Annotated in this window: 14 protein-coding genes and 3 pseudogenes; 2 read left to right on the top strand and 15 right to left on the bottom strand. The window is 64.4% G+C overall.

The features are described 5' to 3' along the window. Nucleotides 1-19 precede the first annotated feature (19 nt). The 13 genes and pseudogenes from AC0L2Z_RS03620 to AC0L2Z_RS03560 form a co-directional block, all read right to left on the bottom strand. Nucleotides 20-1,406 (bottom strand): annotated as a pseudogene (locus AC0L2Z_RS03620) (NAD(P)/FAD-dependent oxidoreductase). Between the two features lie 26 nt (nucleotides 1,407-1,432). Beyond that, a pseudogene (locus AC0L2Z_RS03615) lies at nucleotides 1,433-2,541 on the bottom strand (ABC transporter ATP-binding protein). 1 nt (nucleotide 2,542) lies between these two features. Next, nucleotides 2,543-3,328 carry an ABC transporter permease gene (locus AC0L2Z_RS03610; protein ID WP_027154694.1) on the bottom strand — a complete coding sequence of 262 codons (786 nt, stop codon included), beginning with the start codon at nucleotides 3,326-3,328 and terminating at the stop codon, nucleotides 2,543-2,545. Beyond that, nucleotides 3,328-4,218, bottom strand: a complete 891-nt coding sequence (locus tag AC0L2Z_RS03605) for an ABC transporter permease (protein WP_128169330.1) — start codon at nucleotides 4,216-4,218, stop codon at nucleotides 3,328-3,330. Before AC0L2Z_RS03605 ends, AC0L2Z_RS03610 begins: the two co-directional genes overlap by 1 nt. A 10-nt stretch (nucleotides 4,219-4,228) precedes the next feature. Further along, entirely contained in the window at nucleotides 4,229-4,489 is a 261-nt protein-coding gene (locus AC0L2Z_RS03600) for a hypothetical protein (protein WP_473627076.1), read from the bottom strand. A gap of 100 nt (nucleotides 4,490-4,589) precedes the next feature. Beyond that, a pseudogene (locus AC0L2Z_RS03595) lies at nucleotides 4,590-4,715 on the bottom strand (ABC transporter); the annotation flags it as partial. Further along, complete coding sequence (locus tag AC0L2Z_RS03590) at nucleotides 4,712-5,299, bottom strand: extracellular solute-binding protein (protein ID WP_473626731.1); 588 nt, start codon at nucleotides 5,297-5,299, stop codon at nucleotides 4,712-4,714. The gene AC0L2Z_RS03590 and the pseudogene AC0L2Z_RS03595, both read right to left, overlap by 4 nt. Nucleotides 5,300-5,328: 29 nt before the next feature. Next, nucleotides 5,329-5,997 carry a helix-turn-helix domain-containing protein gene (locus AC0L2Z_RS03585; RefSeq protein ID WP_091591909.1) on the bottom strand — a complete coding sequence of 223 codons (669 nt, stop codon included), beginning with the start codon at nucleotides 5,995-5,997 and terminating at the stop codon, nucleotides 5,329-5,331. Between the two features lie 107 nt (nucleotides 5,998-6,104). Beyond that, nucleotides 6,105-7,175, bottom strand: a complete 1,071-nt coding sequence (locus AC0L2Z_RS03580) for a D-alanine--D-alanine ligase family protein (RefSeq protein WP_473626729.1) — start codon at nucleotides 7,173-7,175, stop codon at nucleotides 6,105-6,107. A gap of 95 nt (nucleotides 7,176-7,270) precedes the next feature. Further along, nucleotides 7,271-8,152 (bottom strand): SMP-30/gluconolactonase/LRE family protein, encoded by an 882-nt coding sequence (locus tag AC0L2Z_RS03575; protein WP_473626728.1) that lies wholly within the window; start codon nucleotides 8,150-8,152, stop codon nucleotides 7,271-7,273. After that, nucleotides 8,149-8,790: a 2-dehydro-3-deoxy-6-phosphogalactonate aldolase gene (locus AC0L2Z_RS03570; protein ID WP_128169325.1), complete on the bottom strand. Its 642-nt coding sequence runs from the start codon at nucleotides 8,788-8,790 to the stop codon at nucleotides 8,149-8,151. Before AC0L2Z_RS03570 ends, AC0L2Z_RS03575 begins: the two co-directional genes overlap by 4 nt. Before the next feature lie 22 nt (nucleotides 8,791-8,812). Continuing rightward, complete coding sequence (locus AC0L2Z_RS03565) at nucleotides 8,813-9,754, bottom strand: 2-dehydro-3-deoxygalactonokinase (protein ID WP_128174804.1); 942 nt, start codon at nucleotides 9,752-9,754, stop codon at nucleotides 8,813-8,815. Beyond that, entirely contained in the window at nucleotides 9,751-10,518 is a 768-nt protein-coding gene (locus AC0L2Z_RS03560; RefSeq protein WP_128169323.1) for an SDR family NAD(P)-dependent oxidoreductase, read from the bottom strand. Before AC0L2Z_RS03560 ends, AC0L2Z_RS03565 begins: the two co-directional genes overlap by 4 nt. 441 nt (nucleotides 10,519-10,959) lie before the next feature. On the opposite strand from AC0L2Z_RS03560, the gene gshB reads away from it, so the two are divergent. Together gshB and AC0L2Z_RS03550 are read left to right on the top strand one after the other, a co-directional pair. Then, nucleotides 10,960-11,901, top strand: a complete 942-nt coding sequence (gene gshB, locus AC0L2Z_RS03555) for a glutathione synthase (protein ID WP_128169322.1) — start codon at nucleotides 10,960-10,962, stop codon at nucleotides 11,899-11,901. 183 nt (nucleotides 11,902-12,084) lie between these two features. Further along, nucleotides 12,085-13,617 (top strand): YifB family Mg chelatase-like AAA ATPase, encoded by a 1,533-nt coding sequence (locus AC0L2Z_RS03550; protein WP_128169321.1) that lies wholly within the window; start codon nucleotides 12,085-12,087, stop codon nucleotides 13,615-13,617. 189 nt (nucleotides 13,618-13,806) lie between these two features. On the opposite strand, the gene AC0L2Z_RS03545 is transcribed toward AC0L2Z_RS03550, so the two are convergent. Together AC0L2Z_RS03545 and AC0L2Z_RS03540 are read right to left on the bottom strand one after the other, a co-directional pair. Continuing rightward, entirely contained in the window at nucleotides 13,807-14,349 is a 543-nt protein-coding gene (locus tag AC0L2Z_RS03545; protein ID WP_473626726.1) for a hypothetical protein, read from the bottom strand. A 144-nt stretch (nucleotides 14,350-14,493) separates the two neighbouring features. Further along, entirely contained in the window at nucleotides 14,494-16,686 is a 2,193-nt protein-coding gene (locus tag AC0L2Z_RS03540) for a malate synthase G (RefSeq protein WP_473626725.1), read from the bottom strand. Nucleotides 16,687-16,828 lie beyond the last annotated feature (142 nt).

The following is a 16,828-nucleotide window of genomic DNA, read 5'->3' as shown; positions in this document are numbered from 1 at the left end:
ATTCCTGAAGTGATGCGGTTCAGTGCCCGGTGATGCGATCGGCCAGGGCGGCCAGCCGCGACGTGCGCGGCAGCCCCTTTGCTTCCCGCTCGTCGGCAATTCGATAGAGCTGATACATCGAATGGACGCCAAGCCAGCGCAGCGGCTCTGGCTCCCACTTGCGCACGGTTCGATTGACCCAGGGAAGCCGCGTCAACTCGGTGTCGTTGCCCAGCAGCAGATCGCGCAGAGTGCGCCCCGAGAGGTTCGAGGTGGAAACGCCGAGGCCGACATAACCGCCGGCCCAGCCTATTCCGGTCTGCCTGTCAAAGCCCACCGTCGTGCACCAGTCGCGCGGCACGCCCAGCGTTCCACACCACGCATGGTCGAGCTTGAGCCCCTTGGTCTGCGGCAGAAGCGTCGTCAGGATTTTATGCAGCTTGTCGATCGTCGCCTGCTGGGTGACCCCTCGAACGTCGGTCTTCGAGCCGAACCGATAGGGCACCCCGCGCCCGCCCATGGCAATGCGTCCTTCCCGGGTGCGCTGGGCGTAGCAGTAAGTGTGCGCGGCGTCGCCGAGCACCTCGTAGCCATCCCAGCCGATTTCGCTCCACAGCTTGTCGGAAAGCGGCTCGGTGACCACGATGGCGCTGTTGAGCGCCAACCACAGTCTTTCGTGGCCGGCGATTCCCGCGGTAAAACCCTCGGTCGCCCGCACGATCTTTTCGGCCCGCACCACGCCCCGGTTGGTTGCGACCTTGCCGCTCTCGATCGACAGCACGGTCGTCTGTTCGTAGATCGGGATGCCGAGCCGCTCCACTGCCCTGGCGAGCCCCTGCACCAGCTTTGCGGGCTGAATCCGCGCAACCTTCTTGATGACGAAGGCGCCGCGGGCGTTGTGTACCGCTATGCGCCGACGCATCTCGGCTGCATCGATATACCCGACGCGCTCGTCGGTCAGCGCCCAGGATCTGGCATGGGCATACATCGCCTTGGCGCGCTGCTCCTGCGCCTCGTTGGTTGCGACCAGCAGTTCGTCGGTGCGACGAATGTCGGCGTCGATGCCTTCAGCTTCCGCAACCGATATGACCTCGTTCACTGTGCCCGTCATTGCCGCCTGCATGGCGATGACTCCAGCGCGCGAGGTTGCCTCCTCATATTTTTCGCGCGACCATGAGAAGCCGCCGGACAGCCAGCCGCCATTGCGCCCCGAAGCACCGAAGCCGGCGAACTCCTTCTCGATGACGACAATATTGAGATGCGGGGCTGCCTGCTTCAGATAATACGCGGTCCAAAGGCCGGGTGTAGCCGGCCCCGACGATACAGACGTCGGCCACGATATCGCCCTGCAGCGGCGGCCGATAGCCGGGCACGCCGCCGATGTCGGCATACCAGAATGAAACGTCGCCGTTCTTCTTCACGTCCATTGTCGCGATTTTTCCCAGACAGGATTTTAGGTCAGCGTGAAATCGGCATTCTCGTCGTCGGCCAGCAGCTTCACGTCGTTGCCCGCGAATACGAGGTCGACCTCGTCGCCGATGGCGAAGGTTTCGGCCTCCAGCGTCGAGCGCACGATCGCCTTCGAGGTGTCGGCCAGCACGACCTCGTATTTGGAGCCAGATCCGAGATAGATGGCCTCGCCGATGCGCCCGGGCAGGATGTTTCGATCTTGTCCGCCCTTTCCCCGCCTGGCGAGGCTCAGCTTCTCCGGCCGCAGCAGCATCACCGGCTTGGCGCCGTCGGCAAGGCGTTTGGCGGCGGCCACTTTCCGTCCGGCTACGTCGATGGCGGTCTCGTTGCCGGAGGTGGAGGCTGCACCACGCAGTATCGTCGAGTCGCCGACGAACTTTCCGACGAACAACGTCTCGGGCTCGTCGTAGAGTTGGCGACCGGTGCCGATCTGCTCGATGCGTCCCTGGTTGAACACGGCGATGCGGTCCGAGAGGACCAGGGCCTCCTCCTGATCGTGCGTGACGTAGACGAAGGTGGTGCCCAATTCCCTGTGGATCCGTTTGATCTCGAGCTGCAGCCATTCACGCAGCTTCTTGTCGAGTGCGCCGAGCGGCTCGTCCATCAAGAGCAGCGGCGGGTCGAATACGATGGTACGTGCCAGCGCGACGCGCTGCTGCTGTCCGCCGGAGAGCTCGCTGGGGAAGCGGTGGCCGAAATCGGCCATCCTCACCATGTCAGCGCCTTGCGCACCCGGGCCGCGCGATCGGGATTGGCGATGCTGCGCAGGGTCAGCGGATATGCGACGTTCCTGCTCACCGTCATATGCGGGAACAGCGCGTAGTGCTGGAAGACGACGCCGATATTGCGTTTGTGCGCCGGTACGCCGATGACGCTTTTGCCGCCGACATCAAGCGAACCCGAGCTGACTTCGGTGAAGCCGGCGATGACGTTGAGCGTGGTCGTCTTGCCCGAACCGCTGGGTCCGAGCAGCGTCATGAACTCCCCCGGCTCGATGCGCAGCGAGACCTTGTCGAGGGCGATGAAGCTGCCATAGTGCTTGCTGACGGATTTGAGATCTATGGCTGCGCCGCGGGTCGATGGTGAGGCCATGTCAACGTTTTCCCTGTCTCGAACCGATCAGCAGCCCCGCCCCGATCACTAGCGACGTCACGATGAAGAGCAGCGTGCCCACTGCCGCAACGGTGGGGTCGGCGTCCCGGGTAATGCTCGAGAATATCTGGACCGGCAGTGTCTTCAGATACGGGCTGGTGATGAACAGCGCGACGATGATCTCGTCGAATGAGGTCACGAACGCAAACAGCAGCCCCGACAGGATGCCCGGCGCGATCAGCGGCAAGGTCACCGTCCTGAACGCCGTCAGCCGGGTCGCGCCGAGGCTGGCCGCAGCAGTCTCCAGCCGTTTGTCGAAGACTTCCAGGCTGGCGGAGACGGCAATGATGACGAAAGGAACGGCGAGCATCGTGTGGGCCAGCACGAAGCCGGTCATGGTGCCGACCAACCGCGTATCGAGATAGACCGCGTAGATTCCGACGGCGAGCACCACCCCCGGCACGACCATTGGCGTGATCAGCAGCGCGCGCAGCACGCCGCTGACGCGACTTTTCATGCGATCGAGGCCGAATGCCGCCAGCGTGCCGATGACGGTGGCGAACAGCGCCGTGACGACGGCGACCTTGAGCGAGCCGACCAGGCTCGCCGACCATTCGGGGTTGGTGAAAAAGTTCTGGTACCACTGCCAGGAAAAGCCGGATGGCGGAAAGGCCAGCGACTTCTTGTCGTTGAACGACATTGGCACGACGACGATTGTCGGTGCGACCAGCCAGACCGCGACCAGCAGGCAGTACAGACCGAGCAGGATTCGACCGGGCTGTTTCATCAGCGTCTCGAGCCCATCTTGTGCGGTTGACGCGACAGCGGTGCTGCGAGCGCGAGCAGGACGAAGGTGGCGATCAACAGCACCACACCCATCGCACCGCCGCGGCCCCAGTTGAGCAGGCTGAGCACCTGGTTCTGGATCAGGGTCGAGAGCATGGTCGACCGCGGACCACCGAGCAGCGCCGGGGTGATGTAGAACCCGAGTGCAAGAATGAAGACAATGATGGCGCCCGCGTAGACGCCCGGAAGCGAGAGCGGCAGATAGACTTGGGCAAAGGCGCGCGCCGGGCTCGCGCCGAGGCTCCGTGCCGCCTGCATGAGCCGCAGGTCGATCGTCTTCATCACCGAATAGAGCGGCAGGATCATGAACGGCAACAGCACCTGCGCCATGCCGATCACCACGCCTGTCTGCGTGCGGATCAGCTTGACCGGGCTGAGGCCGACTGCCCTGATGACGGAGTTGATCACGCCGGAATCCTGCAGCAGGATGACCCATGCCAGAGTGCGCACCACGCCGCTCACCCAGAACGGCACCAGCACGCACAGGATGAGGATGAGCCGCATCCTGGGTCCGACCGCGGTCATCACATAGGCATAGGGATAGCCGGCAATGAGACATACCAGCGTCACCCAGGCGGAGATCGCGAAGGTCCGCTGAAGCACGGTCAGATTGACCGGTGTGCCGAAGAACCAGGCATAGTTCTGCCATCCCCATTGCGGCTCGGAAAAGCTGCGCAAGGTGACGATGGCGAGCGGCAGGCCCAGGCAGATGACGAGCAGCAGCAGCGCCGGCGCGACGAGCCAGAAAGCCTGTCCACGAAACCAGCGCCGCCGGTCGTCTGCCGCGACAGCCGGAACAGTGTCCCGGCTGTCGATTGCTCTCGTTGCCACGGCGGCGGACCTAATTGCCGGCCATCAACCCATTCCACTTTTCGTTCGCCACCTCGAAGTTCTCCACCCAGAACTTGATGTTCTGCTGATAGCCAAGCTTCAGCTTGTCCGGCGTGTTGGTCATGAACGCCGCGGTGATCTCGTCCACTTCGGGCTTCGCGTCCTTGTGGATCGGGGTATACGAGGTGGTTTTTGCAAGCGTCTCCTGCGCGCTCTTGCCAAGATAGGCGTTGATCAGCGCATGCGCCGCGTCGGGGTCCTTGACGCCCATCGGAATGGTCCATCTGATCCATCACCACCAGCCAGTCCTGCCACGCCGGCGTGTACTTCGCGCCGTTCTTCACCGCGGTCATGGCACGTCCGGTCCACATCGCGATCATGTCGGCTTCGCCGGATTCGGCGAGCTGCTGGGAATCGGCGCCGGTCTTCCAGAAGATCGTGTCCGGGCCAAGCGATTTCACCTTCTCGATAGCCTTGTCGATATCGGCCACCGTCATGTTTTCGACCGACCCGCCGCGGCGAGCAGTGCCTGCTCGATCATGCCGCCGGACAGATCGCCGCTGCCCTCCAGGGCGCGCGAGCCCGGGAATTTCTCGATGTCGAAGAAATCCTTCCAGCTCTTGGGCGGGTTATCCTTGTACTTTTCGGTGTTGTACATCAGCACCACGCCATAGTTCATGGCCGGCACGCTGCATTCGCTGGTCTGGCCCTCCGGAATGTTGGACGTATCGATCTTTGAGAAGTCCAGCTTCTGGAACAGCTTGCCGCAATAGACATAGGGTGGGAAATCGCCGGTATCGACAACGTCCCAGGTGACATTGCCGGACTCGACCTGCGCCTGCAATTTCGAGATCTCGGTTGGCCCGTCGCTGAGCAGCGTCACGCCTGATTTGTCGACGAACTCTTTCAGCGCGGCGATCTGACCATCCTGATAAATGCCTCCATACGAGACGAAGGTAAGCGTCTTGCCCTTCAGCGAGCCCTCTGCCACCTCGCCCGCCACCGGCTTGCTCTGCGCAAGCGCTGCTGTGGTGATCATCAGCAGCCCGAGCGCGGCCACCTGTCCGATCTTGGTCTTCATGTTTTATCTCCCATTTATGTGCACCCGCATTACTTCGGTCCGCCCGGCTGCGAGCCTTGTCCGGGCGTGTATCGATTGAGTTCCGCCGCGCCACTGGTCGGAGGGGCTATGATCCAGAGCACCTGCGCCGGCGTCTTGCCGATATTCTCTGTACGATGCGGCGTCGAGGTGGCGTACTCGATGCTGTCGCCCTCGTTCATGACGAAGCGCTCGTCTGCCAGCGTCAGCTCGACTGTGCCCTTCAGGACGACGAACATCTCGTGCTTGCCGCCATGCGTGTAAGCGTCGTCGCCGGTCGAGCCGCCGACGTCGAACTCCCCCGAATAAACCTCGAATTCATGGATCGGCCGCCGCGACAGCAGCGTCTTTCGGCAACCGTGGCTGATCGGCAGCAGGGGGCGGTCGGCTCTGGTAAGCACCTTGTGGAACCCACCTTCGGTCTGCTCGAACAGCTCGTTGATGCCGAGATCCAACGCTGCCGCGATCCGCATCAGAGTGCTGGCGCTGGCGCCGCTCAGATTGCGCTCGAGCTGGCTGATGAAGCTCGCCGTCGTGCCGACCATGTCGGCCAGCTGGCGAAGCGAAATGCGTCGGGCCATGCGAATGGCCTTGATCCGGCCGCCGACATGCTTGGCCTTGCCGGCTTCCGTCGTCGCCAGCGCGGCTACCTCCGGGGATGTCGCAGGGTCGACTTTCACCGAGCGCCTCCTTCACTTAACACCCTATTAAGTGAAATGTCGGAACGCAAGCCGTTTGTCGAGGCACGGTCCTGGCCCGTCGGCGCGGCTGCGTACGCGGGCCCTGCTCATTTCGTGGGCGAGGCCAAAAAACGGCTCGCGGCGGTCGCGGCCATCGCATCGGCGAGGCCCATCTCCCATTGCGTGCGGCAATAGGCGCGGAAATCGAAGCAAGGCAGGCCCGGGCAGACCTCGAACTCAATGAGATGGATGCTATCGTCGGCTTCGACCCGGAAATCGACGGAAAACACATCCCGCAGGCCAAGCCCGGCGATCAGGCTTTGCGCGATCCCTCGGATCCTTGCATCGGCTCGCGGCTGGCTGGCGGCAACCGGCAGCAGCACCGGCTCGGCATATGTTCCCGCCGCCCTGGCCGCCTCGCCGGTGTCGCCGTAGAGCGCCAGGCTGTCTTCCATTGTCTGGAAATCACTTCCCGACTCGACAAAGACGATGCCGAGCGCTTCGACGCCGGTGTCCGGCTTCAGACCGAGAAAACTGGCGCGCGCATTGCGCCCGGTGACGTAGGGCTGCACGACGACATCGTCGCGATAGGCAGCGAAGACGCGCCGGCTAAGCTCAAGCGCGTGGCCGAGATCTCTGCTGCGCGAATCCGGCCAGATGCCGATCTTGGCGCCGAGCCGGTTCGGCTTGACGAACCAGCCGGCTGGCGAAGCCGGTGGCTCGACCAGCCAGCGTCCGTCGCGTGCCAAACCGGATTGCGGCACCGGCAGGCCGAGTGCGCCGAGCACGGCGCCGGAGCGGAACTTGTCCTGGCAGAGCGCGAACAGCTCATCATCGGCGCCGAGCAGCTTTAGGCCGTTCAGCCTTGCCAGCGCCGGCGCCGCACCGCCACGGAAATAGGCGATGCCGTCGGTCAGCGTCCACACCAGCGTCGTCTTCGGATCCTCACCGGCAAGCAGATTTGCGGCATCGTCGAGCGCCACCGGCGCGAAGGACAGGCCGCGCGTCTGGCAGGCTGCGGCCAGCGCGTCGAACTCGGGGGCGATGTCGGTCGATTGCGCCAGATAGGAGGCGATTTCGGCGGCGCGCCCCGGCACGTGGCCATCGGCAACCAGCCGCTCGAAGCAGGCGTTTTCCGGCTCGTAGACTAGGATCAGCTTCGGCCTGCGGCTTGACATGGCATCAACGATTCCTGGCGATGAACGGGGCCTGGCAGCGCGACTGCTACCATCGCATCGCGGATGTATCAGGCTTTCGCGAAATCGACGTCAGCCTAGCCAATCAGCACGCGCGGCTCGAAGCGGCCGTTGACCGGTATGTCGAGCAGAAACGTCATGCCGGCTTGCGGGCCCAGCAGGCGCTGTTTCTTATCCTTGCCCGACCAGGCGGAGGTGACCGCCAGCCGGTCGGCATTCCTGCCGACAAAGGCCGGGCAGGACGGCTGCGTCACCGGCATCGCGACCGAACGGATGAGCTTGCCGTCAGGTCCGTAGGCTTCGACGACGCTGCCGCCCCAGCACGCGTTCCACAGGACACCGTCGCGATCGAGCACCGAACCGTCGATATAGCCCTTGGCCTTGCGGTGATCGACGAAGATTTTTGGCTCGCCAGCCGGCAGGCCGGTCGCCGGATCGCAGCCGACGCGCATCAACAGGCCGGTGCTGGTATCGGTGTAATGGGCAACGGTTCCATCTTCGGAAAAACAGATCGAGTTCGACACCGTGATGTCTGAATAGAGCCGGCGCAATTCACCCCTGAAGAACCAGTAGATCGAACCAGCGGCCTTTGCCTCGCCCTTGCCCATCGTGCCGACCCAAAAGGCGCCGCAGGGATGGACGCGCGAATCGTTCGAGCGCGTCGCCGGATTGTCGGCCTCGATGGCCGTATGCAGCGTCATTTTGCCGGTCGCCACGTCGCGGACATGCAGGCCGGTTTCGGTGGCGATCAACTGTCTTTTGTCGTCGACGACGGCGATCGCGCTGGCCATTTGGCCAAGCTCGTGGATTTTGACGGCACCGCCGGACAGGGGCTTTTCCAGAAGTTGGCCGTTGACGATGTCGAACCAGTAGAGCGTTTCGGTGGCGGGGTCATAGCTCGGGCCTTCGCCGAGTTGACAGACATGGTCGGAAAAAACCGAAACGATGGCTTCGCTCATGGCGCTGCTCCAAACGCTGCGTCCCAGGCTGCGACTGCGGCCTGCGCCCGCGTTGCCACCTCGTCGACGCTCATACCAGGCTTGAACAGGCTGGAGCCGAGGCCGAAGACGCTGACACCGGCCGCCTTGTAGCCGGCAAAGTCCTTCTCCGACACGCCGCCGACCGCGCCGACCAGCGTCTCAGCCGGCAAAACGGCGCGCATCGCCGCGATCCCGGCCGCGCCGAGCACGCTGGCCGGGAAGAATTTCAGCGCCGAGGCGCCGAGCCGGATGGCCTGGAAGGCTTCGGTCGGCGTGAATACGCCCGGCATCGTCACCATGCCGTAATTCATGGCGCGACCCATGACCTCCGCATCGATGTTGGGGCTGACCAGCAGCCGCCCGCCGGCCTTGTTCAGTCCGTCGACATCGGCTGCGGTCAACACGGTCCCGGCACCGACCAATGCCGTCGCCGGCAGCGCCTCAACAATTCTCGCGATGGAGACAAACGGGTCCGGCGAATTGAGCGGCACTTCGATCGCTTCGATGCCGGCCTCGAAGATCGCCCGGCCGACGGCCACCGCCTTGTCCGGCTTGAGGCCGCGCAGGATGGCGACAAGCCCGCGCTCGAGCTTCGGAAACGATGCGGTCTCGGTCATGCGGCAACTCCGCTGTTGTCGATCATGTCTGGGCAATCATGCCATTTTCGCGCGCCGCCTCGATCAGGCCGGCACGCACCGCCTCGTCGGCATCGACGGCTCTCACCGCAAGCCCGGCAAGACCGAGCGCCTCAGTGTAGAGGGTGCCGAGCGCGCCGGATGCGACCAGCACGATCGACGCCGCGCCTTTTCGATAGCGGCGGCTGGCCGAGGCGATCTCGCCGCCGATCAGCAGGCCGGACAGGCAAGCAGCGGCATCGTCGGCCTTCAGGTCCTGCAAAAGGCCCGCAGCGCGGATCGAGAACAGCCTCGATGTGACATCGCCGCCCTCGGAAAGCGCGATCTCGCACCAGCGCTGGAAAAACGGATTGCCTGGTGCAACCGGCTTGGGCTGCTCGCCCAGCGAATGGCGCAGGATCGAGTGCGCCGCCAGCACCGAAAACAGCTCGCCGGTCGGCCAGGTGCCAAAACCGGCAACGGCGCCGTCCTCGACCAGCACCCATTTGGAGTGGGTGCCGGGCATGCAGACGAGATGGCGGCCTTTTGCCGGCAAACCGGCGCCGGCAAGCTGCGTTTCCTCGCCGCGCATGACGTCAGGCGCGTCGGCCTGGCGCTGGGCAAGGCCCGGCACGATGCGGATGTCGCGGCGCTGGCCGGGGACGCGCGCAGCGCCGGCAAGGATGGCGCCGATCGGCGCCGGCACGCTGACATAGGGCGCCTCCAGCCAGCCCTGGCGCGAGCCGGCCATGCCGCAGATGATCACGGGCATCGCTTCCGGCGCGCCCATCGCCGCCAGATGTCCTTCGAGGATGGTCGAAAACCCGGCCGCCTGCGCGGTGATCAGCCCGTCGTCGCCGCGACGCTCGGCGAGGACATTTCCGGCCTCATCGACCAGCCAGACCCTGAGACGGGTGGTGCCCCAATCGACGGCGGCCACAGAAGGCACGTTGCTCGCTGAGTTCACAGGAAGCCCCCGTCGACGATCAGCATCTGCGCGGTCAGCATGCGCGAAGCGTCCGACGCCAGGAACAGCACCGTGCCGACGACGTCTTCCGGCTGCATCACCTGCTTGATGCATTGCTTGGCCACGTGGGCGGCGAGCGCCTGTTCGGTGACCCAGAGCTGCTTCTGCCGCTCGGTGATCACCCAGCCGGGTGCGATCGCATTGACGCGAATGCCGTCGGCGCCGAGCTTGCCGGCAAGCCCCTTGGTCAGGCCGACGATCCCGGCCTTGGCAGCGGTATAGGCCGGCATGTCGGGGTGATTGATCAGGAACGACGTCGACGTGAAGTTGATGATCGAGCCGCCGCCGGCGCGCTTCATGCCCGGCGCCACCGCCTGTGCGGAGAAGAAATGCGGGCGCAGGTTGACCGCCTGGTTGTTGTCCCAGAACTCCACGGTGACGTCTTCCACCGCGTGGCGATCGTCAAGTGCCGCATTGTTTACCAGCACGGTGACGTCGCCATGCGCCTCTGCCGCCCTGGCGGCCGAAGCCCGCATCGCCTCGACGTCGCGTATGTCGGTCTTGAGATAGAGGGGGCGGCGGCCGAGATCCTTTTCGATGCGGTCGGCCAGCGCCAGGCTCGGGCCGTCGGCGATGTCGATGAAGGCGACCTTTGCCCCCTGGCGGGCAAAACCCTCGGTCAGCGCCGCGCCGATGCCGGAGCCGCCGCCGGTAATCAGCACCGAAGCGCCCTCAAGGTCGGCAAAGCGCGCCGATGGCATCATTTTTTTCTCCCTGCGCATGACCCCGAAAATCGGTTGCGATTTACGGAAAGGATCATGCGCAAAATCAAAGTGCTACAGCGTCGTTTGCGCGTCCAAAAGGACGCGCGGCGCTGTAGGCTCGGTCGGCGCGCATCCTAGCCAGCCCGGTCGGGGGAGCAAGGGAGAAAAACAAATTCGCGGGCTTATGTCTGACAAGTCGCTCGTCAGATCGCCTTGACGCGCAAGGTGCCACGGAGGGAATTTCTGAGATAGCCGAGCGTGGCATCGAAACCCGACCGGCCCGCCGAACGGGAATCGTTGCCGCCGGCGCAGCCGAACTGACAAGGCGCTCCGCCTGCGCCTCATCGAGGCCCAGCAGGCGATCCTCAAAATGTCGCGATTGGCAGATGACCGGCGAGGTTGTAAGGGCAAGCAGCCCATCCGATCCGCCGGAGATCCGCCATGCCCCTGAAAATCGCTGTCCAGATGGACCACATCTCCACCGTCTCGATTGCCGGCGACACGTCATTTGCGCTGTCGCTGGAAGCGCAGCGGCGCGGCCACCAGCTGTTCCATTATACGCCCGACCGGCTGTCGCTGCGCGACGGCAAGGTGTTTGCCGGCCTCGAGGAAATGCAGGTTCGCGACGAGAAGGACAATCACTATTCGCTCGGCGAGAAAGTGCGCACCGACCTGGCGGAGATGGACGTCGTCCTGCTCAGGCAGGATCCGCCGTTCGACATGAACTACATCACCACGACGCACATGCTCGAGTGCATCCATCCCAGGACGCTGGTGGTCAACGACCCGGCCTGGGTGCGCAACAGCCCGGAAAAGATCTTCGTCACCGAGTTTCCCGACCTGATGCCGGAAACGCTGATCACCAAGGACAGCCAGGAGGTTGCCGCCTTCCGCAAGGAGTTCGGCGACATCATCGTCAAGCCGCTCTACGGCAATGGCGGCGCCGGCATCTTCCACCTGCATGAGGCCGACCGCAACCTTGCTTCGCTGCTCGAAATGTTCGGCCAGATGTTCCGCGAGCCCTACATCGTGCAGCGCTATCTGAAGGAGGTGCGCAAGGGCGACAAGCGCATCATCCTGATCGACGGCGAGCCGGTCGGCGCCATCAACCGGGTGCCGGCCGAGCATGATTCGCGCTCCAACATGCATGTCGGCGGCCGCGCCGAAAAAACCGAATTGACGGAGCGCGAACGCGAGATCTGCGCCCGCATCGGCCCGTCGCTGAAGGAGCGCGGCTTTATCCTCGTCGGCATCGACGTGATCGGCGACTACATGACCGAGATCAACGTGACGTCGCCGACCGGCGTGCGCGAGGTGCAGCGTTTTGGTGGCGCCGATATCGCCAGCCTGTTCTGGGATGCGGTCGAGGACAAACGCAAGTAGCGTCCATGCTTGGCGGAACAGCTGGGTTTCCGGTCCGTAGCCGATGCGATGCCATCAACGCACAACGTTCGATTGTTCCCGTAATGTTCTTGCCTTGGCCCAAAATCTGTGGTTGTCTCAGATGACGCCGTTCGCGGCATGATCGCATGGGCTTCGGGCGAGCCCATGTCCGGGGGCAGAAAAATGGTTGCGCGGGTCCGCACGGTCGCTTTCCAGGGCATCGAGGCCGTGCCGGTCGACGTGCAGGTGATGATCGCGCCCGGCAAGGTCAACATGCACATCGTCGGCCTCGGCGACAAGGCGGTGGCCGAAAGCCGGGAGCGGGTGCAGGCGGCGCTGCACGCATCGGGCCTGTCGATGCCGTCGAAGAAGGTCACCGTCAATCTGGCGCCCGCCGATCTGCCCAAGGAAGGCAGCCATTACGATTTGCCGATCGCGCTTGGCCTGATGGCGGCGCTTGGCGCCATTCCAGGCGACATGCTGGCCGGCTATGTCGTGCTTGGCGAACTGTCGCTCGACGGCACCATCGCCGCGGTGGCCGGCGCGCTGCCGGCGGCGATCGGCGCCAATGCCGAAGGCAAGGGCCTGATCTGTCCTTTCGCCTGCGGCCCGGAAGCGGCGTGGGCCGGAAAGGATTTCGACATCCTGGCGCCGCGCAGCCTGATCGCCATCGCCAATCATTTTCGCGGCACGCAGGTGCTGTCGCGGCCGGAGGCCGGTATTCATGCCTCGGCGCGCGACCTGCCGGATCTTGCCGACATCAAGGGCCAGGAGACCGCCAAGCGGGCACTCGAAGTGGCGGCGGCCGGCGGCCACAATCTGCTGATGATCGGTCCGCCAGGATCGGGAAAATCGATGCTGGCGCAGCGGCTGCCGTCGATCCTGCCGCCGCTGGCGCCGAGGGAATTGCTCGAAGTCTCGATGATCGCCTCGGTGGCCGGCGAGCTTGGCGAAGGCAAGCTGACCGACCGGCGGCCGTTCCGCGCGCCACACCATTCGGCCTCGATGGCGGCGCTGGTCGGCGGCGGCCTGCGCGTGCGGCCAGGCGAGGCCTCGCTGGCCCATCACGGCGTGCTGTTCCTCGACGAGTTTCCCGAATTCTCGCCGCAGGCGCTCGACGCGCTGCGCCAGCCGCTGGAGACCGGCGACTGCATGATCGCCCGCGCCAATCATCGCGTCACCTATCCGGCGCGCATCCAGCTGGTCGCGGCGATGAACCCGTGCCGCTGCGGCATGGCCGGCGAGCCGGGCTATCGCTGCCTGCGCGGCGACCGCTGCCGCACCGACTACCAGGCGCGCATTTCCGGCCCACTGCTCGACCGCATCGATCTCCGGATCGAGGTGCCGGCGGTCTCGGCCAGCGATCTGATCCGGCCGGATCGGGCGGAGAAAAGTGCCGATGTGGCGCTGCGCGTGGCCCGCGCGCGGACAACCCAGCGCGAACGTTTCGAGCGGCTCGGCGCGACCTCCGTCACCACCAACGCGCACTGCTCACCCTCGGTCATCGAGGAGATCGCGATGCCGGATGCATCAGGCCTGTCACTGCTCAGGGATGCCAGCGAAAAGCTCGGCTTTTCGGCGCGGGCCTATCACCGGGTGCTGAAAGTGGCGCGGACGCTGGCCGATCTCGAGGCCAGCGAGACTGTCGGCCGCATCCATCTGGCCGAGGCGATTTCGTACCGCATGAGTTCGGAGCGAATGGCGCAGGCGGCGTGACGTTCCCCTCCCCCTTGAGGGCCCTTGAGGGGAGGGTGGCCGCGAAGCGGCCGGGAGGGGTCGCCGAGGAGACGCTCGGCCCGCCACATTCAAAACCGACCGGGGTGCGGGGGCGTTGCGATGACCCTTATCTCAATCGTCAGAATTGCTACGCAGCCTGATCGCTATCGCCAGTCATTTCGGCGGCAGCTACTTAACCGGGATCATGAGATGTGCGTAGGGAGTGCCCGCCCACATCACATATGGCCTGGACGTGTCAGGTTTGGGGTCCGCCGGATAGCCCTGCATCATGTCCATTGCATTGACGACCATCACGTGCGGGCCGGTCTCTATCCAATTGTTGCCTTCCTCGGGCTTCGTCGCAAAAGGATCGGTGTTGCTGCCGTCGCTGCCGCCGGCCAGCATGTACATGAAGCCGACCTTGCCCTTGGGCGGTTCCTTCTTTTGCATCCACGCCATTGCCCATTCCATCGCGTTGGCATCGCCACACATTGGATCCGGGCCAGGCGTGGCCGGGTGGTCCGGCATGCACCAGAAGCCGTTTGTACCCTCGCGCAGCGTGCGCATTGCGCCCTTGTCATCCATGGCGTGGATCGCAGCGCCGCTTGCCACAGCGGGGGGTGCAGCGGACTCAGCGCTCTTGATCATCGCAGCGTCATCGGCGGCTGCGCCTTGCATCGCAAACAAACTGCCCGCCGCCACAAGGGCAGCGACCGTCAGAAGCCGTTTCATGGCCGTTCTCCGGTTTTGAGTTGATCTTGTACATGATGTCGGACGCACGGCCTCCCAGAGCCGTTTGTCGGTGGCTAATTCGTAGCAGATCGCTTGCACCGGGACAACGATGTTTTAGCGATGGCTAATATCTGTCGGGTTATACTAGAACTCTGTGCGCGCTATCGAGGGTCTTTCCTTTGCCTTCAGCTCCAACCGCCGCGCGTGCAGCACCGGCTCGGTGTAGCCGTTGGGCTGGACCCGGCCCTTGAAGACGAGGTCGCAGGCGGCGAGGAAGGCAATCGACTTGTCGAAGTCAGGGGCCATCGGCCGGTAGAGCGGATCGCCTGCGTTCTGGCGGTCGACGACGCCGGCCATGCGCTTCATCGTCTCCATCACCTGGTCTGAGGTGCACACGCCGTGATGCAGCCAATTGGCGATGTGCTGCGAGGAGATGCGCAGCGTCGCGCGGTCCTCCATCAGGCCTATGTCATTGATGTCAGGCACTTTCGAGCAGCCGACGCCCTGGTCGATCCAACGCACGACATAGCCCAGAATGCCTTGCGCGTTGTTGTCGAGCTCGTTCTGGACCTCCTCCGGCGACCAGTTCGGCCGCACCGCTACCGGCACCGACAAGATGTCGTCGAGCTTTGCCTTGGGGCGGCTCTTCAGCGCCGCCTGCACAGCGTCGACGTCGACCTTGTGGTAATGGGTGGCGTGCAGCGTCGCCGCTGTCGGCGACGGCACCCAGGCGGTGTTGGCGCCGGCCCTGGGATGGGCGATCTTTTCCGCCAGCATCGCCGCCATCAGATCGGGCATCGCCCACATGCCCTTGCCGATCTGGGCGCGGCCGGCCAGCCCGCATTCCAGCCCGGTGTCGACGTTCCAGGCTTCGTAGGCGGCAATCCAGACGGCCTGCTTCATGTCGCCCTTGCGGATCATCGGGCCGGCTTCCATCGAGGTGTGGATCTCGTCGCCGGTGCGGTCGAGGAAACCGGTGTTGATGAAGACGACGCGATCTTTGGCGGCGCGGATCGCCTCCTTGAGGTTGACGGTGGTGCGCCGCTCCTCGTCCATAATGCCCATCTTGATGGTGTTTTTCACCATGCCGAGCAGCGCCTCGACACGGTCGAATATCTCGACGGCGAAGGCGACTTCCTCCGGCCCGTGCATCTTGGGCTTTACGACATACATCGAGCCCGCGCGGGAATTGGCGCGTCGTCCGTTCGGGCCGACATCGTGCAGCGCGATCAGCGCCGTCATCGCCGCATCCATTATGCCTTCCGGAACCTCGCTGCCGTCGCGGTCCGTAATCGCCGGATTGGTCATGAGGTGGCCGACGTTGCGGATCAGCATCAGCGAGCGGCCGGGCAGGGACAGCGTGCCCCCATCAGGCGCGGTGTACGACCGGTCGGGATTGAGTTTTCGCGTAAACGTGCTGCCGGCCTTGGTGATCTCCTCGGCAAGGTCGCCCTTCATCAGGCCGAGCCAGTTGCGGTAGACCAAAACCTTGTCCTGCGCATCGACCGCAGCGACAGAATCCTCGCAGTCCTGAATGGTGGTCACCGCCGATTCCAGCACGACGTCGGCAATGCCGGCCGGATCGGTCTTGCCGATCTGGTTGCTACGGTCGATCACAATCTCGATATGCAGGCCATTGCGGGTGAGCAGGACGGCTTCGGGATTATCGGCGTCGCCGCGATAGCCGGCAAACTGTTTGGGATCGGCGAACGTGGTGGCGCCGGCGCCCTCGCCCAGCCGCAGCATGCCGTTGGCCACGGAAAGCCCGTTGACCCCTGCCCATTTGCCTGAGGTGACCGGCACCGACTCGTCGAGAAAATCCTTCGCCCAGGCAATGACCCTGGCGCCGCGCTCGGGATTGAATCTCCCGCCCCTCTCGGCGCCGTCGGTCTCGGGAATGGCGTCGGTGCCGTAGAGCGCGTCATAGAGCGAGCCCCAGCGCGCGTTGGCGGCGTTCAGCGCATAACGCGCATTCATCACCGGCACTACCAATTGCGGCCCTGCAACCACCGAGATCTCGGGGTCGACATTGTCCGTCGCGACGGAGAAGGCCGGCCCTTCCGGCGCGAGATAGCCGATTTCCCTCAGGAAATCCTTGTAGGCTTCCATGTCGGCGGGCGCGCCATTGTCGCGATACCAGTGGTCGATCTGGCCCTGCAGCGCGTCGCGTTTTGCGAGCAGAGCCCGGTTCCTCGGCGCCAAATCGTGCACAATGGCCGAGAAGCCGGTCCAGAAGACGTCGGCTGCAATGCCGGTGGCCCGCAGCGCCTCGTTCACGACGAAATCATAAAGCTCGCGGGCAATCCGCAATCCGGCGATTTCGACGCGATCGGTCATCGGGGCTTCTCCAGACGAAGGGCTTTGGCCGGGCCTTTGACATGTCAGGGTGGCAGGGTCAATTCAGCTTAGGGTGAAGGTAGGGCATTTTCGCCGCCGGCCAAAGCCGCCAATCTCCCCCTTGTGGGGGAGATTGCGCTCT

It is taken from the genome of Mesorhizobium sp. WSM4850, assembly GCF_055811735.1.
This window is presented reverse-complemented; position numbering and strand designations above follow the sequence as displayed.